The organism is Herbidospora sakaeratensis (assembly GCF_001570525.1).
GTDB lineage: Bacteria > Actinomycetota > Actinomycetes > Streptosporangiales > Streptosporangiaceae > Herbidospora > Herbidospora sakaeratensis.
This window is the reverse complement of sequence record NZ_BBXC01000010.1, coordinates 560,038-583,717: the sequence shown is the minus strand read 5'-3', so window position 1 is coordinate 583,717 and position 23,680 is coordinate 560,038. Positions and strand designations below refer to the sequence as shown.

At 65.7% G+C, this 23,680-nt stretch carries 15 protein-coding genes and 4 tRNA genes; 6 read left to right on the top strand and 13 right to left on the bottom strand.

The genetic code is table 11. The features are described from left to right. Nucleotides 1–361: 361 nt before the first annotated feature. The 4 genes from AW271_RS15760 to AW271_RS15745 form a co-directional block, all read right to left on the bottom strand. Nucleotides 362–435, bottom strand: a tRNA-Phe gene (locus AW271_RS15760). Between the two features lie 4 nt (nt 436–439). After that, nucleotides 440–514, bottom strand: a tRNA-Asp gene (locus AW271_RS15755). Between the two features lie 97 nt (nt 515–611). Then, a tRNA-Glu gene (locus tag AW271_RS15750) sits at nt 612–684 on the bottom strand. A gap of 20 nt (nt 685–704) precedes the next feature. After that, complete coding sequence (locus tag AW271_RS15745; RefSeq protein ID WP_083976707.1) at nt 705–2,246, bottom strand: metallophosphoesterase family protein; 1,542 nt, start codon at nt 2,244–2,246, stop codon at nt 705–707. Nucleotides 2,247–2,346: 100 nt separating this feature from the next. Here AW271_RS15745 and AW271_RS15740 point away from each other — a divergent pair, with 100 nt between their 5' ends. Next, the gene (locus AW271_RS15740; protein ID WP_062337415.1) at nt 2,347–2,688 is read left to right on the top strand and encodes a metallopeptidase family protein; all 342 of its coding nucleotides are present in this window, start codon (nt 2,347–2,349) and stop codon (nt 2,686–2,688) included. A 102-nt stretch (nt 2,689–2,790) separates the two neighbouring features. After that, the gene (locus tag AW271_RS15735) at nt 2,791–4,077 is read left to right on the top strand and encodes an MFS transporter (RefSeq protein WP_062337413.1); all 1,287 of its coding nucleotides are present in this window, start codon (nt 2,791–2,793) and stop codon (nt 4,075–4,077) included. Here the strand turns inward: AW271_RS15735 and AW271_RS15730 are convergent, their stop codons facing one another. Then, nucleotides 4,078–4,473 (bottom strand): PspC domain-containing protein, encoded by a 396-nt coding sequence (locus AW271_RS15730; protein ID WP_245653066.1) that lies wholly within the window; start codon nt 4,471–4,473, stop codon nt 4,078–4,080. Nucleotides 4,474–4,558: 85 nt separating this feature from the next. Between AW271_RS15730 and AW271_RS15725 the strand changes: the two genes are divergently transcribed. The 3 genes from AW271_RS15725 to AW271_RS15715 all read left to right on the top strand — a co-directional run bounded on the left by AW271_RS15725 (nt 4,559) and on the right by AW271_RS15715 (nt 7,437). After that, complete coding sequence (locus AW271_RS15725) at nt 4,559–5,710, top strand: acyl-CoA dehydrogenase family protein (protein ID WP_062337408.1); 1,152 nt, start codon at nt 4,559–4,561, stop codon at nt 5,708–5,710. Nucleotides 5,711–5,779: 69 nt separating this feature from the next. Continuing rightward, nucleotides 5,780–5,854, top strand: a tRNA-Lys gene (locus AW271_RS15720). 188 nt (nt 5,855–6,042) lie between these two features. Beyond that, complete coding sequence (locus AW271_RS15715) at nt 6,043–7,437, top strand: tyrosine-type recombinase/integrase (RefSeq protein WP_062337406.1); 1,395 nt, start codon at nt 6,043–6,045, stop codon at nt 7,435–7,437. Between the two features lie 84 nt (nt 7,438–7,521). On the opposite strand, the gene AW271_RS15710 is transcribed toward AW271_RS15715, so the two are convergent. The 7 genes from AW271_RS15710 to AW271_RS15685 form a co-directional block, all read right to left on the bottom strand. Continuing rightward, complete coding sequence (locus AW271_RS15710; RefSeq protein ID WP_169806341.1) at nt 7,522–8,949, bottom strand: protein kinase domain-containing protein; 1,428 nt, start codon at nt 8,947–8,949, stop codon at nt 7,522–7,524. A 14-nt stretch (nt 8,950–8,963) separates the two neighbouring features. Next, nucleotides 8,964–10,763 (bottom strand): N-6 DNA methylase, encoded by a 1,800-nt coding sequence (locus tag AW271_RS15705; RefSeq protein ID WP_062337402.1) that lies wholly within the window; start codon nt 10,761–10,763, stop codon nt 8,964–8,966. A gap of 2 nt (nt 10,764–10,765) precedes the next feature. Beyond that, entirely contained in the window at nt 10,766–11,470 is a 705-nt protein-coding gene (locus tag AW271_RS15700; protein ID WP_218008063.1) for a M48 family metallopeptidase, read from the bottom strand. A 19-nt stretch (nt 11,471–11,489) separates the two neighbouring features. Further along, nucleotides 11,490–14,642: a type I restriction endonuclease subunit R gene (locus AW271_RS15695; RefSeq protein ID WP_062337398.1), complete on the bottom strand. Its 3,153-nt coding sequence runs from the start codon at nt 14,640–14,642 to the stop codon at nt 11,490–11,492. 28 nt (nt 14,643–14,670) lie between these two features. Further along, nucleotides 14,671–15,882 (bottom strand): restriction endonuclease subunit S domain-containing protein, encoded by a 1,212-nt coding sequence (locus AW271_RS39715; protein ID WP_157554210.1) that lies wholly within the window; start codon nt 15,880–15,882, stop codon nt 14,671–14,673. Then, nucleotides 15,875–18,319 (bottom strand): type I restriction-modification system subunit M, encoded by a 2,445-nt coding sequence (locus AW271_RS15690; protein WP_062337396.1) that lies wholly within the window; start codon nt 18,317–18,319, stop codon nt 15,875–15,877. Before AW271_RS15690 ends, AW271_RS39715 begins: the two co-directional genes overlap by 8 nt. A 143-nt stretch (nt 18,320–18,462) precedes the next feature. Further along, entirely contained in the window at nt 18,463–18,717 is a 255-nt protein-coding gene (locus AW271_RS15685) for a restriction endonuclease subunit S domain-containing protein (protein WP_062337395.1), read from the bottom strand. Between the two features lie 1,470 nt (nt 18,718–20,187). On the opposite strand from AW271_RS15685, the gene AW271_RS15680 reads away from it, so the two are divergent. After that, nucleotides 20,188–22,176 carry an SAM-dependent methyltransferase gene (locus tag AW271_RS15680; protein WP_063817991.1) on the top strand — a complete coding sequence of 663 codons (1,989 nt, stop codon included), beginning with the start codon at nt 20,188–20,190 and terminating at the stop codon, nt 22,174–22,176. Here AW271_RS15680 and AW271_RS15675 read toward each other — a convergent pair whose 3' ends face one another. Next, nucleotides 22,177–23,640 carry a serine/threonine-protein kinase gene (locus AW271_RS15675; RefSeq protein WP_157554207.1) on the bottom strand — a complete coding sequence of 488 codons (1,464 nt, stop codon included), beginning with the start codon at nt 23,638–23,640 and terminating at the stop codon, nt 22,177–22,179. Between the last annotated feature and the right edge of the window lie 40 nt (nt 23,641–23,680).

The window sequence follows — 23,680 nt, the reverse complement described above, 5'->3', positions numbered from 1 at the left end:
GAGCCGCGAAGAATGCCGCACATGACGTGCTCATGTGCGGCATTCCCTCGTGTACGCCGGCCATGCCCCCTCTGGCGCGCCGGGACACCGAGGAAGAAGACGGGGTGCCCGAACAACGTCGAGCATCTTCTTCAACAGAGCGGGACACCGCGGAGGCAAGTGGACCCCCGTGAGCCGCGCGGCACCGTCGTCTCCCTGCCCTCCGGCTCCGGAATGCCTCTGGAGAACATCGCCGGGCTCGTCCACGGCCACACCCGGCCCGCGCACCTTCCCAAGCGTCTGCACGACCCCTTGTCACGCAGAAACGACGAACGCCCAATCCAAAGATCTTGGATTGGGCGTTGCTGCTGCTTAAGAGATGTGGTCAGGGGCGGGGTCGAACCGCCGACCTACCGCTTTTCAGGCGGTCGCTCGTACCAACTGAGCTACCTGACCCAAGCGGTCCTGACGGGACTTGAACCCGCGACCTCCACCTTGACAGGGTGGCGAGCACTCCAAACTGCTCTACAGGACCTTGCTTCGCTACTTTCGCTTCCGGCGTTTCGCTTTCGGCTTTTGTAGCTTACCAGTTCTTCGGAGGTCTTCGACCTGCCGTTTTCCTGGCCCTTCCGTGCCCCCAACGGGATTCGAACCCGTGCCGCCGCCTTGAAAGGGCGGTGTCCTAGGCCGCTAGACGATGGGGGCGCAGAGATTTCTCTCTGTCCTTACCGCGCTCCGTCGGGGACCTCTGAAGCATAGGGGACGTTTGCCCTCTGTGCCAAAGCGACCGGCGACGGTGTGTCAGAGATCGTTCCCGTCGGGGACGGGGCGTTCCCTGGCACAGGGAAAATTGTACGACCTGGCGCGGCCTCGATTTGACGCTCCACGGCGATACGTTGCTCTCCCAGCCCCCCGACGGTGATGTCGTCCCAGGCCTGGAGCCTGTGAGTGTCCTTGCTGAAGTAGAGAACCGACGCCTGGAGAGGGGTGGGCTCGTCGTGTTCGAGGCCCCGCAGCCCCGCTCCGCCGGTCGATCCCTGGACCATCAGCCGGGTGCCGGTGGGCGACAACTCGGTCGAGCGGGCGTGGACGTGCCCCGCCAGCACCAGCGACACCGACCCGTAGAAGGCCCGCCCGATCGTCGGGTCGTGGACGGCCACCAGATCGACCGGAGAGCGCTGCGGCGCGGTGGTCGACGACGAACGCGGCCATTCGGGCGGCGCGACGCCGGCGGCCTTCTCACGGCCCAGGGCGGCCAGCGACTCGGGGTTCTCGTCGACCTCGACCGATTTGTCGGGGGTGAAGCGGGGGTCGCCGATGCCGTAGATGCGCAGACCCTCGACCTCGGCGACCCGGTCGTCGAGGACGATCGCGTTCTTCTGCTTCGCCACCGCCTTCTGGGTCTCCATCGAGTCGTGGTTGCCCCGGACGAACACGTAGGGGATGCCCAGGTCGCCGATCTCCTCGACGAAGGAGTTCTCGATCTTGGTGCCGTGGTCGCTGATGTCGCCGGTGTCGATGACCAGGTTGATCTTGAACTGGTCGATCAGAGATCGCACCACGTTCCAGCCCGGCGGGTAGATGTGCAGGTCGGAGATGTGCAGGACCCTGATCGTGTCGGGGTCGGGATCGTAGATGGGGAGGGTCGAGCCGGCTTCGTACAGACGGCTGATGTTCGTGACGAGTTTGGCCAGCTGGCCCCGGTATTCGGAGAACTTGGTGACGATCGACTGGGCGTTGCCCACCAGTGACGGCACGCCTGTCAGCAGGCCCGTGTAGCGGGGTTCGGCGATCGCCTGGGGGTTGAAGCTCAGCGCGGCCGTGACGGCCATCGCGCCGACCAGCAGGATCGAGCCCAGGCCGCTCCACAGGCCGCGGAAGACGTCGCGGAAGACGATCAGCCCGCCGAGGAAGCCGGCCAGCACCGCGCCGACCGCGGCCCTGACGAGCAGGTCTTGGACGCCGCCCATGAGGTCGGTCTCGATGGTCTCGGGCAGCCGGTCGGCCCATCGGGGGTTCTGCAGGATCTCCTCGGCCGCCTCGGGGTGGACCGCCTCGATGCTCAGGTTGAGCTGCACCGGCCCCGAGTGGGTGTCGAACCGGAGCGTTCCCAGGGGCCGCACGTCGACGACCGTGCCCCCGTCGAAGGAGGGCCGCAGCGCCATGTTGATGTCGGCGGGGCCGATCGGGGTCTGCACGGACGCGCCGAACAAAAGCCCCAGCCAGGCTCCGGCCAGGGCGACCACGACGACTGTCAGAAACCGCATGAACCGGCCCCGAAGAAACCGGATCACGGATTCCCCCCACTTCGGCAAATCCACGTTCCTTCCTGTCTACCCGAAAACCACGGGGAAGTAGATTTGACGTGTGATCGACGTCTCGAGGAGCAAGTTCGAGGAGCTCGTGGCCGAGGCCCTCGACCTGATCCCGCCCGATCTGGCCAAAGTCATGGACAACGTCGTCGTCGTGGTCGTGGACGATCCGCCCGAACCTGACCTCCTCGGTCTCTACACCGGCGTTCCGCTCACGGAGCGGGGCGAGTGGTACTCAGGAGTGCTTCCCGACCGCATCGAGATCTACCGAAATCCGACCTTGGCAATCTGTGAAACCGAGGCTGACGTCGTTGAAGAGGTTCAGATCACGGTCGTCCACGAGATCGCCCACCACTTCGGCATCGACGACGACCGCCTGCACGAACTCGGATGGTAGTCGCCCGGTAATCGCAGGGTTGCGATTCGCGAGCGCTATAGGCACTGTAGGTGACATACTGAACACAGCCTGTCAGCTACGGCCTGAGCTCAGCGGAGAGAAATGGCGGCCACGAAGCCCGGAAAACTGCCGGGGAGACACCGCCGACCAGCGGAGCGCCAAGCGACATACGGCGAAGTCATCGCGATCAAGGAGTTCCGGGCCCTGTGGCTCGGCCAGGGGTTGTCCCTGCTCGGCGACCAGCTCGCGCAGGTCGCCCTCGCGGTGCTCGTATACAACCGCACCCAGTCGGCGCTCGCCACGGCGGCCGTCTACGCGCTGACCTATCTGCCGCCGATCCTGGGCGGCCCGCTGCTGGCCGGTCTCGCCGACCGCTACCCGCGCCGCCAGGTCATGCTCGTCTGCGACGTCCTGCGGGCCCTGATGGTCGCGATCATGGCGGTCCCCGGCGTGCCGTTCCCGGTGTTGTGCGTGCTGGTCTTCCTGGTGGTGCTGCTCAGCGCGCCGTTCTCGGCCGCGCGCGCCGCGCTGCTGCCCGAGATCCTCGAAGGCGACCGGTACGTCGCCGGCAGCGCCCTGCAGAACATGACGAACCAGGCCGTCCAGATGCTCGGATTCGCGGCCGGCGGAGCCGTCATCGCCGGTCTGGGCCCCTATCGGGCGCTGGCGCTCGACTGCGCCACGTTCCTGGCCTCGGCCCTCATCATCGTCGCCGGGGTGAGCCGCAGATCGGCCACCGTGTCGGCCGACGGCGGAAAACCCTCGATGTGGACGATGACCGCCGCGGGCGCCCGGCTGGTCTTCGGCGACCGGCGGCTGCGCACGCTCGTGCTGTTCGCCTGGTTGTGCGGCTTCTACGTGCTGCCCGAGGGGATCGCGGTCCCCTACGCGGCCGAGCTCGACGACGGCGGGCTCCCGGTGCCCGTGATCACGGGCCTGCTCATGGCCGCCATGCCGACCGGCACGGTCCTTGGGGCGTTCCTGTTCAGCAGGTTCGTCAACCCCAGCACCCGTCTCAAGACGATGGGCTGGATGGCCATGCTGACCTGCGCTCCGCTGGTCGTGTGCGCCATGCGCCCGCCGTTGGAGATCGTGCTGGTGCTCTGGATCCTGTCCGGCGTGGGAGGCGCATACCAGCTGGCGGCCAACGCCGCCTTCGTCCAGTGCGTGCCCCCCGAACGACGGGGTCAGGCGTTCGGCCTGGTGCAGTCAGGCCTGCTGGCCTCACAGGGTGTCGGCATCCTCATCGGCGGCGCGCTCGCGCAGATCCTCGGCCCGGAACCGGTCGTGGCGCTGGCCGGGGTGGCCGGGCTGAGCGCCGCGGCCATCCTGGCCATCGCGTGGACGGAATCCCGAACGGAGATCATCGCCAAGGTGCACACCTCGTGATCAGTCGTTCGGCTGCTTCGTCTGGGCGTAGGGGTGGACGGTGTACGGGTCGACCGGAGCGGTCGACTGGTGACCGTTGTGCGACTTGGTCGCCTTGGCCCACCCTTCCTGCGTCTTGGCCTTGACGTCGAGCCAGGTCGGGTTGTCCTTGTTCTTCTCGATCAGGTCCTGCACGATCGAGGCGTTCTTCTCCTCGCTCGGGATCAGGAGCCAGGCGACGGCGTAGACGCCGATGCCGAGGCCGCCGAAGAACGACGCCACCGCGAGGACGATCCGCAGGATGTTCGGGTCGACGCCGATGTACTGGCCGACACCGGAGCACACCCCGGCGACGATCCGGCCGTTGCGAGTCCGGCGAAGCTGCTTGACGTGGCCACTGGGCTGTATCTCGTTCATGTCCATAGCGTGCCCCTTTTGTCGTCTATGGCACATCGGGATTCCCCCTGGCCCTACCCCGACCCCGCCCGGATACGCTGCAATCATGGACCTTCTGAACCTCGACGACCGCCTGACCGCAGACCAGCGACTGGTCAGGGACACGGCTCAGGGGTTCGTCAGGGAACACATCCTCCCCGACGTCGCGACCTGGTTCGAAGAAGGCACCTTCCCGGCCCGCGAACTGGGCCCTGAGCTGGGCTCACTCGGCATGCTGGGCATGCACCTGACCGGCTACGGCTGCGCCGGCCTCGACGCGATCTCCTACGGGGTGGCCTGCCGCGAACTGGAGGCCGGCGACTCGGGCCTGCGCTCGTTCGTGTCGGTGCAGGGGTCGCTGGCGATGTTCCCGATCTGGAAGTACGGCTCCGAGGAGCTGAAAGAGGAGTGGCTCCCTTCGCTGGCGGCCGGGACGGCCATCGGGTGCTTCGGGCTGACCGAGCCCGACCACGGCTCCGACCCGGGCAACATGAAGACCTACGCCAAGCAGGACCCCTCCGGCGACTGGATCCTCAACGGCTCGAAGATGTGGATCACCAACGGATCGGTGGCCGACGTCGCGGTGGTGTGGGCCCAGACCGACGGCGGGGTCCGCGGGTTCGTGGTGCCGACGTCCTCTCCCGGGTTCTCGGCTCCCCTCATCCACCGGAAGTTGTCGCTCCGGGCTTCGGTGACGTCCTCCCTCTACTTCGACGACGTCCGTCTGCCTGGCTCTGCCGTTCTCGACGTGGTGGGGCTCAAGGGGCCACTCTCGTGTCTGTCGGAGGCTCGGTTCGGGATCCTGTGGGGGGTCGTCGGGGCAGGACGGGCCTGTTTCGAAGCCGCTCTCGAGTACGCCAAAACGCGGGTGCAGTTCGGGAAGCCGATCGCGGGGTTCCAGCTCACGCAGGAGAAACTGGCGTGGATGGCGGTGGCGTTGGGGCAGGCGGGGTTGACCGCGCTGCACCTCGGGAGCCTCAAGGACGCCGGCGCGCTTCGGCCGCAGCAGGTGTCCTTCGGGAAACTGGCCAACGTGCGGGCGGCGCTCGACGTGGCGCGGGAGGCCCGGTCGGTTCTCGGGGCCAACGGGGTGACGTTGGAGTATCCGGTCATCCGGCACATGAACAACCTGGAGTCGGTGTTGACGTACGAGGGGACCCAGGAAATTCACACGCTGGTGCTCGGGGAGGCGCTGACCGGGGTGGCGGCATATCGGTGAGGCGGCCGGTAGGCTGATCACAGGGAACTGCTTCGCTCCGGTGAGACGATCGCTGTACCCTGCAGACGAGGGGTGCTAGCTCAACGGCAGAGCTCCGGACTTTTAATCCGTAGGTTCAGGGTTCGAATCCCTGGCGCCCCACCAGATAACCGCAGGTAGAAGCCTCAAAGCTGATCCATGGATCAGGATTTTCGATGGCGCCGCCTTGATCATGTTCCCCCGGTGTTCCCGCACCCAAGCACCTGTCCGTTCTTGGCCAGGTCGGCGAGTCATGTCTACCTTCTCTGTGTGTCGTACCGTCACCATGCGAGCACCACAAAGAGGGGGCTCGCATGGCACGCATCGTCGAGCGGACCGCGAAGAACGGAGCGGAGTCCTGGCTGGTCAAGTGGAGGGTCGGTGGTGGGCGACACGCCCGGGAGGATTTCGAGACCTGCTACACCGCTGAGGTCGCGCAGACGTTCGCGGCACTGGTTAAGCACAGTGGCGAGAACCGGCCGGATGGCTACCCCAAGGGCTGCCACGGGGTGGAGCAGACCACCGTCGAGACAGGGATGCCGACGTTCGAGAAGTATGCGCGGACAAACTACGCCATTCGAACTGCCGCATCACCAACTCAGCGGTACGACTATCTAGTTGAGGCTGAGCGGCATGTGTTTCCGTTCTTCGGTCATCTCGCGCTCAACAAGGTGACCCGGCGTGTACTCCGCGAGTGGGCCGAATGGATGCTCACCAAACCCTCCGCCCGCAACGAACATCAACCGGACAAGCAGCTCTCGTCTGAGCAGGCCGCCCGCCTGTGGGCTCATGCCAACGGCCTCCCGGCCAAGAAGACGGGCCGCGTGTCTGACGAGATCCTGCGGCTCTGGCAGGCAGCAGGTTCACCGCTCCCACGGGAGCGCGAGGTCGGAACGCTCTCTCCCGGCACGGTCGCCAAGATCTACCGTGGCTCCATCAAGCCCGTCTTCCGTGCCGCCATGCACGAGGGCGAGGATGGCGAGCCGCCCTTGCTGTTCTCCACACCGTGTGACGGCTTCCATCTCCCTGCTGCGCCGGTGACGGCGCCGGCCGTGCTGTACGGATCGGAGGTTGAGATCTACCTCCGGGCGGTCTACGACACCGACCCGGCCACCGCGCTGTTCATCGTGACTCAGATGGCGACCGGCCTTCGCTGGGGCGAACTCGCCGGGCTTCACGTGTCCGGTTTCGATCCAGCCGGAGGGATCATTCATGTTGTCCAGACGTGGGCGCTGCTGCTGAACGAGAGAACTGGGCGCAAGGAATGGCAGCTCAAGCCGTACCCCAAGAGCAAGAGGCGGCGCCAGGTCCCGATTGGCACGCAGCTGGCCGCTCTGCTGCTCCAGCACGCTCGCGGCAGGCAACTCGACGAGCCGATCTTCCGCGGGACGACAGGCAGTTACATCGACTACGGCAATCAGCGCAACGTCATCTTGCAGCCCGCTCGTTCCCTTGCCCGCCAACGCGGCCTGTCCAAGCACATCACACCGCACACTCTGCGGCACACGATGATCACCATGCTCCGGGACGGCGGCGTCGCCCCCGGCGTGATGCAACTGGTGGCCGGCCACGAGTCCTACCAGACGACAGCCAGATACGCCGGATCACAGACACCCGCTCAGCGGAAGCTCATCCTCGATTCCGTCCAGCCCGTCATCGAGGCGGCCAGAACGGTATTCGAGGTACCGCCAGATCACGATCACTCATAGCGCTCGCCAATAACCGGAACGTGCTCGCAGAGTGATCGGCCCAATACTGTCCTGCAGAAATCCCGGCAGGAACAACTGGGCGCATTATGCAATTGCGCCAAGCAGTTGCCGCACTCGGTCCGTGGCGGGGTGCTCCTCGCCGAAGATTCGGCGTAGATCGGCGAGGAGGCCGGTGAACGTGCGCCGAGCCCGATCCCGGTGACCGGCGTCGCGCTCGAGTTCGCCTATATGGCGCCGGAGTTCAAGCGCCTGAGGGTTGTCTTCCGACTGAGTGTCGGCCAGCAGAGCGACCATCAGGTCGAGCGCCGAGTCGAGTTGCCCGAGGTGGACGTGGCAGACCGCTTCCTGGAGCCGATGGTGGAAGGCTTGCTCCGCCTCGCCGACGTCGGCGAGGCGCCGGTATTCGCGGGCGGCCCGCTCATAGTCGTGTGCGGAGAAGTAGCCTTCGGCGAGCTGTTCCCGCAGGTCGTGGGCGTCAGGCGTGCGAGCCAGTGCCTCGTTCAGGAGTTCGACAGCCTCACCATATCGGGAGTCCCGGATCAAGGATCGGGCGTCGCGTCTGGTGCGGTGGAAGTCGGCAGGGCGCGCCTCGGCAGGCGGCGCCGTTCCAGAGGCCGACCCGGCGACGGTCCTGCTGACAGCCTGTGCATAGAGAGTGAGCGGGCTCGGGGAGTTCTCCGTCATGTCGCCGAGTCGGCTGGTTCCCGACAGGTAGGGCATCAAGCCTTCGTGGACCTCACGCATGCCGCGGGGCCGGTCGGCCGGGTTTTTCTCCACCATGGCCAGCAGAAGCTCGTCGAGTCCTCTCGGCATGTCGGCGCGGTACCGACCTGCCGGGGTAGCCGGGGTCGTAACGTGCTGCGTTTTGACACTGTGGTCGCCTGGGCCAGTGAAAAGCGGTAGACCAGTGGCGATTTCGTACAGAACACAGCCGAGGGCGTAGACGTCGGTCTTCTCAGAGGCGGGCTTGGCCTCGACCTGCTCCGGAGACATGTAGGCGGCGGTGCCGAGTTGGTGGCCCGTCGTGGTGAGCTCGACCGTGTCGGCGTCGTGCAGGAACGCCAGCCCGAAGTCCAACACGCTCACCGAGCCGTCTCGGCCGAGTATGAGATTCGACGGCTTCAGGTCGCGATGCAGGATTCCGTGGGAATGAGCGGCGTGCAGGACCGCCGCGATCTGGGCGCCGATGGATGCCACCCAGCCGATCGGCAGCGGCGCGTGTTCGGCGACGACATCCCGCAGCGTGTTACCGTCGATGAATTGCATGATCATGTAGTGGCGATCGGCGTCACGACCGAAGTCATACAGCGCCGGCACGCCGGGATGGGTCAGCTTCGACAGCGCCCGGGCCTCCCGGATGAAACGCTGGTTGAGTTCGGTGTCAGGGAGCAGCACGTACTTGATGGCGACGCGCCGATCAAGGCGAGTGTCCGTCGCGCCCCACACCTCGCCCATGCCGCCCCGGCCGAGCCTGATCGGATCAAGGCGGTAGCGGCCAAGGAAGTCGGGCACGACAGCCTCCTGGGTCATTCGGGTATCAGGCTCCCGTCGAGGAGCCCGCCGATACCGGCGGCGACCAGGCTATCGCTGATCTTGATCAGCGATCTTGTCGTTTCCTCAAGGGCGAGCAGATCGGCGAAGGCCCTGCCATAGCGGCGCTGTTCTCCGATCGGCAGTCTCGGCAGTGACGCCCGGCGCGGGTCGAGCCGCACGCCCGAACCGGCACGCCCGGATTCGGCCCGCAGGCAACCGGCCAGGAAGTGGGGGTCGAGCCGGTCGGGGTCAGCGCGGAAAAGCAGCAGTTGGGGCCCGAGCACCGCACCCGCGGTCGTCATCACCGTCGGCATCGGGCCACTGGCCGCAAGCAGCGAGGCGACGACATCGCCCTCGACCACCCGCACCAGCCCGGCGGACTCTCCGGTACGGCCGGTCGGCTCCCGGTTGTGCATGAAGTCCTTGGCCGTCAGCACGGGCAGCTCACCGTCGTCGGCCAGATTCAGCGGACCCTGGAGAACGGCGACGACACCGGCCCGGGTCAGCTCGCCGAGCGTGGTCATGACGGGCTCCCGACGCGGCCCTCCGACGACCCCCGGGACCGTCAGCCGCTCCACGACCGAGGCCAACCGGTCGCGCATCGTGAAGTACCCCGCTGACGGCTCCTGGACGACGGTCCGGTGGCTCGTCGTCAGGTCGATCTCCTCGTCGAGCAGATCGATGATCCGCACGACCCGGCTGTTCTCCGGCAGTTCCGTCTTGGCGTTGTAGGCCCGCCACGCCGTCTCTGCCAGGCCCAGATCTTCGCCCGCGCCGACCATCAGCACATCGGAGGGGGGTTCGTCGGCGTCGGCCGGCTGGCGTAGGACCCACAGGTCGGGCGCCGCACTGGAGGCGGGGGCGGCGCCAGGGAACAGGCTGATGATCGCGCGCAGCACACCCGCGCGGAGCAGGTTTCCGCGCACTCTCCGCCCCGGCCTCCGACTGGTGGCAGCGGCGGGCATCATGACCACAGCATGCCCACCGGGCCGGACGTGGGCCAGGCAGTGCTGCACCCAGGCAAGCTCGGACTCGCCCCTCGGCGGCAACCCGAACTCCCAGCGGGGATCACTCGCCAGTTCGTCGTATCCCCAGTTCCGCTCGCTGAACGGCGGGCTACAGACAACAGCGTCGAACTGTATCCCGCCGAAGGCGTCGGACCGGAGGGAGTCACCCACCTCAACACGCGCCTGATAGCCGTGAAGCCGGAGTCGGATGTCCGTCAGCCGGGAAAAGCCATCGTTCATCTCCTGGCCGTACACCGCACCACCGTGTGAGGCCAGGAGGAGGGTGCCAGTCCCGCACGCCGGATCCAGCACGGTGCCACCGGCGACAGAGCCGATCGCGGCCATCAGTCGCGCCACCGGCAACGGTGTGGCGAGCAGTCGGCGCGAATGCAGGTCGGCGTAGCGTCCACAGATCCCGTCGAAGGCCGCGAGCACCCCATCGGCCTGCCCGACGCGTTCTATCTCCGCCACCAGGGCCAGGTCGAGCTCGGTCTTCTCACCCAGGAGCACGGCGCCGGTGTCGGCCACCACCTCGCCGAGCCGCAGATCGTCGGTGCTGCTGCGCAGCCGCTGCCAGAGCCGCTCCAGCGGCGACACCTCGACATATCGGTCATGGGCCCGCAACCAGCATTCGACATCGGCCAGCAGAAAGGCCGGGCTGGAGGCGGTCCCACCCGCAGGCTGCGGGAAGTCGTCGAACCGCTTGCGCCAGTTGCTCACCGCAGCACGGCCGACGTCTGCCAGCCGGGCGATGTCGGCGGCGCTGACCAGAACGTCCTCTGACATGTCTAGCGCCCCTCCTCCGGCAACCACAGATCATTTCCAGTACGGCGGAGCCGGTCACGGTAGCCGTCGTGAAGCGGCATCGCCCGCTCGACGATCTCCCAGAACGCGGCGCTGTGATCTGGCTGGCGCAGATGCGCGAGCTCATGGACGAGCACGTAGTCGATCAGACTGGGCGGCAGCTGCATGGCCGCCCAGTGGATGTTCACCCGGCCGCCGCGCGAACACGACCCCCACCGGTAGCCGAGCGGCCGGACCGTCAGCCCACTCGGCTCGACTCCGAGGCGGTCGGCCCATGGCCGCACCCGCTTGGCCAGCCAGGGCTCCCCCACCCGCCTATACCAGCCGACCAGTTCCCTGGCGCCCCCGCCCCGGGGCAGCTCCAGCCTCCCCCGGATCAGCCGCACCTCGCCCTCGTCGACCACCCGAAGCCGATGGGACCGCCCCAGGTAACGGAAGCCCTCGCCGGTGACATATTCCTTGGCCGGGGCCGCACGGCCCAGGTCACGCTTCTCGGCCAGCTTTCCGTACAGCCACGGCCGCTTGGCCTCCACCATCTTGACCAGTTCGGCCTTCGACACCTGTGAGGGCACGACCGCGGTGATGGAGGAGTCTCGCTCGACGGTCAGACGGACGCTCTTGCGCCGGTCGCTCACCGAGACGGCGACCTCAAGGTCGCCGACGCGCAGGACGCCGGGTATATCACTCACGGTCATCAGCATGCCAGGGTTAGGCCCTGGGAATGGTCACGCGGTTCTCCCTGACCGCATCGCGCGCTTTGTCGGCCACCGTCTCCAGCCGGGCGATGTCATCGAGGTCGGCGGCCACCAGGACCTCGAAGATCTCGTTGCGGAAGTCGGCGACGTCGGGCCGTTTGTCCCAGAATCCGTGCCGGTGGATGGTGCCGCTCGCGAGCCGGATGATCGCCCTGGCGGTGTCGACGAACTTCGGGTCGTGTACGTCATCGTCAGAGGTCGCGAACTCCTGCAGGAGCAGGCCGTAGAGGGCGAACTCGGCCGGGCTGAACCCGTGGGGGTTGTCGCGCCCGTCGTCGACCACCTCGGCGATCAGGTCCTTGAACGCGAGCAACTGGGCGTCCCAGTCGTCCTTCAGCTCGACGAGGATCTGTTCGAGCCGCTCGCTCAGCAGTTGGTAGCGGGCCGGGTCCTGGCCAGCATTGACGGTGATGTGGTGGCGCAGGGCGTTCTCCATCTCCGACGCCTTCGCCCGGGAGCCGCCGGTCATCGCCTCGACCTTGGCGGCGAAGTTGGCCGCCGTCAGTGCGATCGGTGGCAACTGCTGCTCGACGCCGAGTGAGGTCACGTGTTCGTCGATCAATAACTTGATCTTCTGCCCGTACGCACCGGGATCGAACTCGCCGCCGTCAACGCGGTAGCGGCGACCGGCGGTGAGCCGGATGACCGAGAAGTGCTTGGCGTCCGCCAGGTAGGGCGAGGCCGCCGGTTCGGGCAGCACCGTGTTGACCGTCCGGACGAAGCGGGCCAGCTCGACACCGAATCGGTCACGCAACTCCGGGTCGGCCAGTTCCTGGACGCAGCCCTCGATGTCGGTGTAGTCGCGGAACATGGTCCGGAGCCGACGGCAGCGCGGCTCCAGCTTGGCGATCTCGGTCTTCAGGTCACGCAGCGCGCCGGAGACGTCGGCGGCCTCGCCTGCCTCGAACTCCTCGTCGGCGTAGACCCTCAGCGCGTCCACGAGGTTCTGCGCGACGCCCCGATAGTCGACGACGTAGCCGAACGGCTTGTTGTCGGCTGTGCGGTTGACCCGGGCGACGGCCTGGAGCAGGTCGTGCATCTCCAGTTTCCGGTCGAGGTACATCACCTGCTCGATCGGTGCGTCGAAGCCGGTGAGCAGCATCGACTTCACGATGACGAACGCGATGTCGTTCTCACCGAACGGCCTGACGAAGCCCTCGATCCGGGTCTTCTGCCTGGCCTCGTCGGTCCACTCCTCGTAGCGGTTCTCGTGCTCGGTGTCGCCCTTCGAGATCACCGGTACGAAGTCGATCCGCTTCAGCAGGTCGAGCTGCCTGGCCGCCTTGACCAACTGGGCCTGGCGCGGCCGCAGCTCCGCCGGATCCCGGTCGAGCAAGTGGGCCGGTAGCTTCTCGATGTCTCGGACGAGCTCGTCGCGCGCCTCCATGAGAGCTTCCCGGTAGCGCACGGTCGTCTCCCGGTCATGGGCCACGACCTGCGCCTTGAAGCCTTCGGGGAGCACCTTGTCGACGTAGTGGCGCAGCATGTGCTTGGCCTTGACGTCGACCAGTTTGCGGGCCGCCGACACGTTGCCCTTGGTCGCCCAGCGGGTCTGGAGGGTGCGGCGTTCCTCGTCGGTCAGCTCCTCGAACTCCTCTTCGAAGAGGTCGTCCATGTCCTGGCCGTCCTGGAGCGCGCCCTTGACCTTGATGCCTTCGTAGAGGATGGGCACGATCACCTGGTCCTCCTCCGCCTCGCGGAGCCGGTAGGTGTCGATGAACGGGCCGAACAGCTCGACGCTGGTGTCGCGCCGGCCCTTCTTCGTCATGATCGGGGTGCCGGTGAAGCCGATCCGGGCCGCGTTCGGCATCGCCTGCCGCAGGTTGGCGCCCAGCGCGGCGGTGTGGGAGCGGTGCACCTCGTCGATCAGGACCACGATCGAGTCGTCGGTGTTGATCTCGCCCAGTTCCATGCGGTCTGTCGGCTGGCCACTCTGGTTCTTCTGGATCATCACGAAGACCAGGCCGGGGCCCGTCTTGCCGAGCAGCGTCCGGGCGCGGGCGGTGTTTCTGGCGACGTCGACCTTCTCGTTGCTCAGCGCCATCGTCTCGCTGAGCTGGGTCTGGAGCTGGGTGCGGTCGGTGACCACGACGACCTTGTAATGCGACAGCGCGTTGAGTGAGCGCAGCCGCCTGACCAGGAAGGTCATCGTGAGGCTCTTGCCCGAGCCCTGGGTGTGCCAGACGATGCCGCCCCGCTGTCCCGGCTTGCCGGTGCGTAACCGTTCGACGGTCCGCTCGACGGCGCGGAACTGCTGGTAGCGCGGCGCCGCCTTGATGTTGACGCCGTCGTCGGTGGTCATGAACGTGACGAAGTTGTGGACGATGTTAAGCAGGTTGACCGGCTCCAGCACACCCGCGACGAGGACTTCCTGTTTGCTGAGCTGCTCCTCGGCCTTGTCGAGCTTCGCGGCTAACGCCGCTTTCGTCAGCGGGTACGGGTCTCGCCAGGGCACGTAGTGTTCGAGCTTGGCGGTGAACGTGCCGAGCCTGGCGTCTTCACCGCTGGTCGCGATCGTCATCTGGACCGGGCGGAACAGGCCGGTGCGGCTGTCGCGGTATTTCCGGATCTGGCCGACCGCCTTGCCGAGGCCACTCTCCGTGGTCTTCTTACACTCCACGACGACCAGCGGAATGCCGTTCACGAACAGCACGATGTCCGGGACGATCTGCTTGTGGCCGCCCGTGCCCGGAATGTCGACCCTGAACTGGTTGACGACCAGGAAGTCGTTGTTCTCTGGAGTCTTCCAGTCGACGTAGTGCACGATCCTCGACTTGCCCGTCGCCGGGTCGTCGACCGGGATGCCGTTGACGAGGAGCTCGGTGACCTTCTTGTTGGCTTCGAGGAGATTGGTCGTGGGAATTCGCGTGAGGGCGTTGACAGCCTGACTGAGCTTGCGGTCATCGAGCCAGGAGCCGTTGATCTTCTCGATGGCGTCACGGAGCCGGTCTTCGAGGATGGTCTCGTCGAAGGTGCGGCGGTCGGACATGCGGGGGTTGAGCGGGATGACGGCTTCGGGGGTGGCGCCCTGAAGGTGGTGCCACCCCATGGAGACGAGCTGATCGATGAACGGCTTCTCGACGAGTGCGTATTCGTAGTCGGTCACCGGCCGACTCCCCTCGCTAAATGCACAATCAAAGACTTTCCAGTATGGCTTCCGCCTGCGCTACACGAACTCGGCCAGTCAGCAGGTCTTCCATGAGACCTCGCTTGAGGAGCTGAAGGCGGTTCCGCTCCTCTTCAAGGCGCCTGATAGCGGCCTTGCTCGCATGAGCGACCCCCAGGACGCGGTCTTGTTCTTCGAGCGATGGAATACGGACCATAAGATCTTGCACCGATGACCCGCTGATCTTTACCATGCTTTCGGATGTACCCTGTGCGATCGCCTGTATCTGGCGCCGAAGGCCATGGCTCCTCAGTTGAAGCTCCAAATATTCAGCCCTGCACGTCCCACCCGGGCTGAGTTTCATGATGAGATCTGGATAGATACACGGCACCCCGACACCGCTGTAAATACCCGCAAGCCCGACGAGGTCTCTCGTATTTGCACGACTCATCAGCAGATCGCCATCCGACAGGAGCGCCGATCTGTTGCGCCCATCGCGCATGGGAACGTTTTTTAGTTGACGGGCCTGGAAGCCACCGGATGTGAGGCATCCGAGACCCAGCGCAAGGAGACCGGTCCACCCCTCAACCTCTTTAGGGGAATACCCGTTCTTGGGCGACTGAGCCAGATGCACCCTCAGCGGAGTTTCCCCGGCAACGACAGACGACAATAGATAGTCAATCAGCCCGACATGAATGAGTGTGAACTTATCCAATGACAGGTCGATAGAAGTAACGCGCCGGTCAAGAGTGTTGAGAATATCCGCGATCCGCCGCTGTTCACATTCAGACGGGAGATCGATCTCAATTTTCCCGAAGTCTTTATAACGGATCGCACCTCGACGATCAACCGAAGCCTGTTCATGCACTGCATATGAGGCCAGGAGCCGCGGAGATTTAAGCGCTCGAAACATAAATGAAGGATCTACGCCCACACCGGTCGAAAACACAGTGTAAATGGGGCTTACGCAAGCCTCCTCAAGTTTCTCCTGAAGTCCAATAGATCCTTCGGCCAGATGATTGGTTGCATAGGCAAACCATCCACGTCTAACGATCTTATAATTTGCAAGGTCGTCACTATAAATGGTGCGACCCTTGAAATATTCGACAGACGGGACGAGCCCGTGATGTTTGGTCGAAGATAGAACTGTAATAGATTTACGGGCGCCGACTTTTTCCATCCGCTCCTCGGTGACTTCTTTCAAAAAGACTCGCAGCCAGCCGTGTGGAAGGTCACGCATAACCGAGCTCCTTCAGGTAGCCGTTGAGACGGGCAGCGGCCGCTTCGCGCTGGGCTTCAAGCTCGTGGAGGGTCACCGCGTATTTGTCAGCCCAGCCACGGAAAGCGACCTCCAGCAGGCGGCGAGCGGAATTCGTACGGGAGATCAAACGGGTGGAGAGCTGTAGCCGGAGCACCTCCAGCACCAGGTCGCGGCGAGCGGTCTCGTCGAGCGCACCGACAGCCATGCGCAGGCGCGGCAAGCAGTGGCCTTCCAGGGCGGAGACCTTCTTGCGGGCGGCGGCAGTTCGGGACTTCAGGGCCTTGAGGTCGGCTTCGGAGAGCTGGTCTTCGGCGAGCTCGTCGGCCTCTTCGTCGTCGTCGGCGGGCTTGGCGGTGGCCGCTTTGAGTTCGGCGTTCAGTTCGGCGTAGGCGGCCTCGGCCTCGTCGAGTTCGGCCAGGTAGTCGGGGATAACGGCGGGGACGAGGCGGTGGTCGCGTGCCTTGCGCTTCTCGGCGGCGATCTTCTGTTTGTCCCAGTATTCGGCGTCGTCTTCGTTGAGCGCGAACGCCGACTCGATGGTGGTGAGCCAGCCTTCGACGACGCCCTCGAAGCCGTTGAGGCCGAGCGCCTTCATGTCGTATTGGGCCTCCCCCCACCAGGCGGCTACCACGCCGGCCAGGTCGAACCGGTCGAGCATGCCGACCGGCAGCAGCTCGGTCACGAATGAGTCGAGCAGCTCGGCGCGGACCGCCATGACCTTCCGGGTGTCGGGAAGTTCGATCATGCGTTTGCTGTGGCGTACCCACCAGTCAGAAAACGCGGCACCGAGCCGCGCCTCGGCCGGCGCGGCCAGCCCCGGCAGACGGGCGGCCGTGGCCTGCCAGCCTTCGGGGAGGAAGTCGAAGTAGTCGGCGTCGCGCTCGGCGAACAGCGTCACGGGGTCGACGGCGAACGCGTCGAACAGCGGCGCCTTGGCTTCGACCTCAGCCTTCGGCACCCCGCCGTGGAGGTGGGCGCGCACGTCCTGCGGCTCGGGTGGCGGGGTGTTGTCGACGTAGCGCCGGATGTTGAGGTTGAAGTCGTTGTCGCGCAGCTCCGCGAGGTCGACGACACGGGCGAACCCGGGGATGTCCTCAAAGGCTTCGAAGGCGCTGACGATCTTCTCGGCGTGCTGCGGATCGAGGAAGTTCTGGGCCCGGCCGGCGGTGAACTCCCGATCGGCGTTGATGAACAGCACCTTCTTCCGCCGGTCGGCCGGCCGGGGGTCGGTGCCACGCAGGATCAGCACACAGGCGGGGATGCCGGTGCCGTAGAAGAGGTTCGGCGCCAGCCCGATGACGGCTTCGAGTCGGTCTGCCTCGATGATCCCCTTGCGGATCTCCTGCTCCTTGCCACCCCGGAAGAGCACCCCGTGGGGCATGACCGTCGCCCCGATCCCGTCGGGGGTGAGCACGGCGAGCACATGCTGGGCGAACATGAGGTCGGCCTTCTTCCCGGTCTCCGGGGCGTAGCCGAACTCGAACCGGTCCTTGTGCTTCATCTCGTCTGACGAGTAGTTGAGCGAGAAGGGCGGGTTGGTGAGCACCCGGTCGAAGCGGGTGAGCTCGCCGCCGTCGAAGTGCCCGGGGTCGGTCAGCGTGTCGCCGTGCACCAGCAGGGCGTTGAGCACCCCGTGGAGGATCATGTTCATCTTCGACACGGCCCAGGTGCTGCCGTTGTTCTCCTGGCCGGCCAGGGTCAGGTCGCGCGAGTCGAACCCGTGCTCGTCGATGTACTCCTTGGCGTGGATGAGCATGCCGCCCGAACCGGAACACGGGTCGTAGACGGCCATGCCCGGCATCGGCTTGACCAGGCGGACCAGCATGCGGACCACACCACGCGGCGTGTAGAACTCACCACCCTTCTTACCGGCGGAGTCGGCGAACTGGGCGATCAGATATTCGTAGGCGGCCCCCAGCAGATCGGGGAACTCGAAGTCCTCGTTCTGCAGCCGCACCCTGGAGAAGTGGTCGATGAGCTGCTGCAGCCGCTTGTCGGGGACGGCCGACGCCCCGACACGGCGGGTGAAGTCGATGTGTTCGAGCACCCCTTCGAGTGCGTCGATGTTCTCCTCTTCGAGGGCACCCAGCGCCTTGTTGAGCAGGTCGCCGACGTTCTTCTTGCGTGACTCGGCCTCGATGTGAGCCCATCGGGCGATCGCCGGGACGTAGAACTTGTCGCCCCGATAGAAGCCGCGCGCCTCGGCGATCCGTGCGGCCTCCTCGACCGTCTTGCCCAGGCCGACCTGCTTGGCGATGACCTCGGCGCGCATGACCTCGAACTGGTCGGACGCCCGCTTCAGGAAGAGCATCCCGAAGATGTACTCCTTGAACTCCGAGGCGTCCATCTTGCCGCGGAGAATGTCGGCAGCCCCGTAGAGATGCCGTTCGAGCTGCGGCAACGTCAGCTTCGCCACGTGGCGACTCCTTCTTTCTTCATCCTTCGACCGACTTACACAGCGCTTTGGAAGCGCACGGGCAGCCCTTCCGCCTAGCAGCAGGCCACACGCTACCGTCGAGCCGTGTCACCAGCAACGGCGAATAATATTGTGTACGCGACTCACAGAAGATCGTCCATAATGCCGACCGCGAACTCCTCCAGCTTGGACACAAGCGCTCTCTCGATTGTGATGCGGGCATCGATCGCGCGTACAAGCTTCACCGTCCTGGCCTGCTCCTGGAGCGACGGCACCGCGACCAGCAACTGCCGGAGTTCGTGAGTATGGGCCCATAGAACCGTCCCAGGAGACGCCTGCCCCATCAGCCTGGCCACGATCGGCGGATGCGATAGATAGAGGGCCAGATAGTCAGGCATGACCTCACTCGATCGCAGACGCAAGCGCAGGCAAGCCGGACCGTACAGCCAACCATCCTGCTCTGGCCCTACAACGGCGCTTCTGCCTAGCGCTCCCTGCCTCACGAAAAGTACGTCTTGCGGGCGAAGCAAGAACCGCGTCAACCGAGCCGCGTCCTTCCGAGGCAACCGTCGCAGGCCTTCCAGCATGATCTCGTGCCGGTCCGTAACATTGGCCGGCGAGAGAACGGGCACCCCATCAACGCGCACACTGAGACGCTCCAGCAGTGATCCCGAAGGCCCTGCGGCGACATCGCAAAGAGCCCCCAACGGGATGCTGACATCAGTGCTCACCGTTCACCTCGTTAATCGCCTCAAGGGTCCAGGCGGAGGAGATGCACGGAACTCTCCGGCCCACCTCCTCCGCCGTGCTACTTCTCGCTATGCGGGATGCGATTGACCGCGAAGCGCCACACGCACAGCCTCTTCGAGCAGCACGCCGACCACGGCCGTGCACAACGCGAAGAGAAACTCAGACGTGCGGCACCAGGCCGAAGCTCCGATCGTGATCAGACCAACGATCACAACGACCGCGCGGCCGAACCTTCTGGCCCACGTCGGACGCGGGCGGCCATGATGGACGCGGACACTTCTCCGCAACGGGATGTCCTCTCTGTCGTGAATGTTCGATCCGTCGCACCACCCTCGCAAGCAAGTGGATACGTGGTGCGTTCTCAAACCTCGCACTGCACGGGCTCCGACGAACTGGCTGAACCACAGCGCAACATCAGCAATCTAAGCACAGCATCGGATTGCGTATGAAGATAATCTGAAAGAGTCCTCACAGCAGGGAGCGCTGCATACGCGGTCGCCAACGTACTTGCATACACGGTTCACAGCCTCACAGGCCCGCAGTGGCGAAACGGCACAGGAACAGCGAGACGCCGCAGAAGGAGGCAATCCGCTCACCGGATATCGAGAATCTGACCCGCCTCGCCGTCACCAACGGCGGCGCAGATCGCGGATACCATGTCCGACTACCTGCGACAGGTGCTGGTCGACCCACGACCATTTCGTCGTGGCGTCCACCCCCGCTCACCGCAGGAGGTGGGCCAAGTGATCCACGGCGCCCCAGATCCTCATCCGCAGCGCACTGGTCCAGATAGCCGTTGACGACCACGTTGACCTCCGCTTCGAGCGGGTCGCCATCGGCTCGGGAGACGGCTACTTCGCCGACCTCGCCCTCTGGCTCACCCACCCGTGACTGGCTAGATGGCGCCTGTACGTCGCAACCAGCGACATCATCTACGTCGGGACCTTGCCGCCTGAACGGTGGCCCTCACCACCGACTTCCGGGTTCATCGGGGCTCAATTTTTCGAACAAAATATCGAATGCAGGTGTTAACAGCGGCCATCGATGGGTAGGATGAAAACTGCGTCAACAACACTGCTGCTTGGCCCTTCTGCGGCCTATCTGGAAGGCTGGGTCTCGTGGACGATCAAAACGTGCTGGTGACCCTCGCCGAGATCGCCCGCATCGCAGGTGTAGGCCGGGCCGCCGTCAGCAATTGGCGCAGACGGCACAGCACCTTTCCCTCCCCCGTGGGCGGGTCAGACACCAGCCCTCAGTTCTCATTGCCGCAGGTCGAAGCCTGGCTCCGCGAGAACGACAAGTTCAGGTCGTCATCGGGTGTGCTGGAGCGGCTCTGGCCGAAGTACGAAGCGCTCGGCGACCGCGAGCGAATGGGGCGGATTATCGCCGCAGTAGGAGCTCATGTCCGGCCGGATTCCGCATCCCAGTGGCTGACGACGGTGGGCGACGCCGACCAGGCGCTCGTGGAAGAGTCAATCGCGCTCGCCGCCGGCGAAGGCGGCCGGGAGACTTTCCAATTCCTGCTGGACCGCTGGCTGAACACCCATATTCGGCAGGTCACCACCACACCGGCTCCGCTCGCCGAGCTCATGGCCGACATGGCGGCGCAAGCCCATCCCGGCCGGATCTCCACAGTGTGCGATCCCGCCTGCGGGGTCGGCGGCCTGTTGCTGGCAGGCGCACGACGATGGTCACAGGGCGGAGCGCCATATCTGGTCGGCCGGGAACGAGACCCCGTCCTTAGTCTGCTCGCGGCGACCAGGCTCGCGCTTGAGACCTCCTCAGCCGAGATCGACATCAAGCCTGCCGACGCGCTACGCGAGGGCATCCAGTCACCTTCGACGACGGATGTGATCCTCTGCAGCCCGCCAACCAATGAACGCGACTGGGGCCACGAGGAGCTGGCAACGGATCAGCCGTGGCCGTTCGGCCTTCCGCCGCGTACGGAGTCGGAACTCGCGTGGGTCCAGCGCATCGTCTCCGCGCTTGACGACGGCAGCGTGGCCGTCGTTCTCCTGCCGCCCGCCGTAGCATCACGCCGGGCGGGGCGGCGGATCAGGTCCGCGATGCTCCGTGCCGGGTGCCTGCGGGCAGTGGTCGCTCTTCCTCCCGGTGCGGCACCGCCCTTCGGGATCAGCATGCAGTTGTGGGTTCTGCGGCGATCGTCACCCGACAGGGTCGGCGAGCCCGTCCTCCTGGTGGACGCCACCGATTGTCGGGCGACCACGTCCAGCCTCCGCGGCCAGCCGGTCGATTGGGACGCTGTGCGCGACCGGGTGCTGGGCGCGATGAGCGGCCTGCCGACAGCGGGGAGCGTTGAGATTCCGCTACTCGACTTGCTGGACGATGAGACAGACCTAACACCCGCGCGGCATGTGCCGACCAGCCTGGCCGTGTCGGCCATGCAGGTGCGGCGGGAGTGGACTCGCTTTGATACCGGTCTTCAGGCCGCTCGCGATCTGAGCACAACCCTTCGCGATATCCAGGCAGATCGGGAACCCTTGGACGATCTCCCCGTGGCGGTCGCCGAACTGGAGCGGGCCGGCGCCCTCCTGCTCACCCCGGGGCAGCCAGTTCCAGACGACTATATGCGACGAGGAGAGCGACCCGACGGCGGTGTTCCGGTCCTCACTCTCGCCGATGTACGTGAGGGCCAAGCCCCGCAGCTATGGATGCTCCCCGACGATGTCGAACGTCTCGAACGTGACAGAACCATCACGGTGACGTCCTCTCACGACGTGGTCCTGGTCACGCCCTCCGCCGAGTTCAAGGTATGGGTCGACGTTGATGCGCCGACCGTGTTGACCTCGCATCTCACCCGCCTGCGGCCCGACACCCGGCGTCTCGATCCCTGGTTCCTGGCGGGGTGTCTGCGGGCGCACTCCAACGCGCGGCAGGCCGCATCGCACGCATCAACGACCTCGCGGGTCGACCCTCGGCGTCTCCAGATTCCCCGCCTGCCCATCGAGGAACAGCACCGCTATGGAGACGTACACCGGCGTCTGGTGGCGTTCGAACAGACGGTCGCCGATCTGAGCGAGGCGAGCACCGGGCTCAGCCTGACGCTGACCGAACTGCTCGCCACCGGGCGACTGAAACAGACGTGATCACTCGTCGGCCGGCAGTGCCTCGGCCTCTGCGGCGCACCCACGTTCACTCAGCTCCACCGCGAACTCACGGCAGCGGCGAACCACCCGGACAGGCGGCCGCGGCATGGCCCACACCTCGGTGACGACGTCCTGCCAGGTGCGGAAGGCAGCCGTGACGTCGTCGTCCGCAGGCAGCGTGCATTCGGCGACGCCGACCCGGGCTTCGAGGAGGAACCCCTTCTCCTCCTCTTCCGTGGTGTTCCGGAGCGTGCGTTCGACGGTGCGGTACAGCGAACCCGCTCCAGGCCAGTCGCCCTCGATCCGCGCATAGTCCGCGCAGCACAACTGGGCTCGGACGACCAGCTTGTCGCCCGGGCCCCACGCCTGTGTCACCGTATTCAACTCCGCCACGACCTGCCGGGTCTCGGAGCTTGGCTCGCTCACGGCCATCTCACGTTCGGCGGCGGACAGCAACCTGGCGAACTCGCTGCGGCTCGGCCTCGGCGGACGCCTTACGACAGGGCGGCGGCGGTCCGCCGGTGCGGCGGGGACGGCCGGGGCACGCTCCGGCCGTCCCTGTCTGAAGATCGCAGTAGGATCGGGGTGCAGGCGTGGGGAGGGCTCCGCGTCACCCGGCTTCGGCAGCAGCCCCCGCAGAACCTCCAGCCCAGCGTCCACGCCCGGGCGATCCGCTGGATCCTTCACCAGCATGGCGTTCACGAGGTCGGCCAGCTCGACCGGAATGGAGTGCCTGACCGGGTCGAGACGTGGTGGTGGATCGTTGCGATGCTGATCCTCGATGCTCCGGTCGGCAAGGTCGCTGAACACTTGGCGGGTGGTGACGAACTCGAACATCATGCAGGCGAACCCGTACAGATCCGCTGCGGGCGTCGGGTGCTTGACTCCCCGGATGAGTTCGGGGGCCTTGTAGCCGATGCTGCCAGGCGTCGGCCCATGCTTGGTGTACCGGGTCGCGTCGGGGTCGGTCGGCAGGGCGATCCCGAAATCGATGAGGTAGACGAGGCCCTCGTCGGAGAGCAGCACGTTGGCCGGCTTCAGATCTCGATGGACTATCCCCAGTCGGTGAACTTGGGAGAGAGTCTCCAGGAGTTGCACGCCGATCGCGGCGGACGCGACGACAGGCGGGCGGTTCTTGGAAAGGAACTCACGCAGGTTCTTGCCCGAGACGTGCTCCATGACCAGGTAGGGGTCGCCGCCGAGGAAGTTGTGGAAGATCAGGCGGGGCACACCAAGGCCGGATAACCGCGCCATGAGGTCACGCTCCCGCTCGAAGCGGCCGTAGGCCTCCACCTGGCCGGTGCGCGCGGCGGAATCGTCGCCCCACAGATCACGTCCGAGAACCTTGACCGCGACGGTTTCGCCTGTGAGCAGGTCCTCGGCCTGCCACACGCTCGCCATCCCACCGCGTTTCGGACCACCCGTGATCCGGAATCTCCCGCCGAGCACCTCGCCGAGCCGCACCGCGAACCCCCACTGCCTCACTCCATGGCATTCACACCTT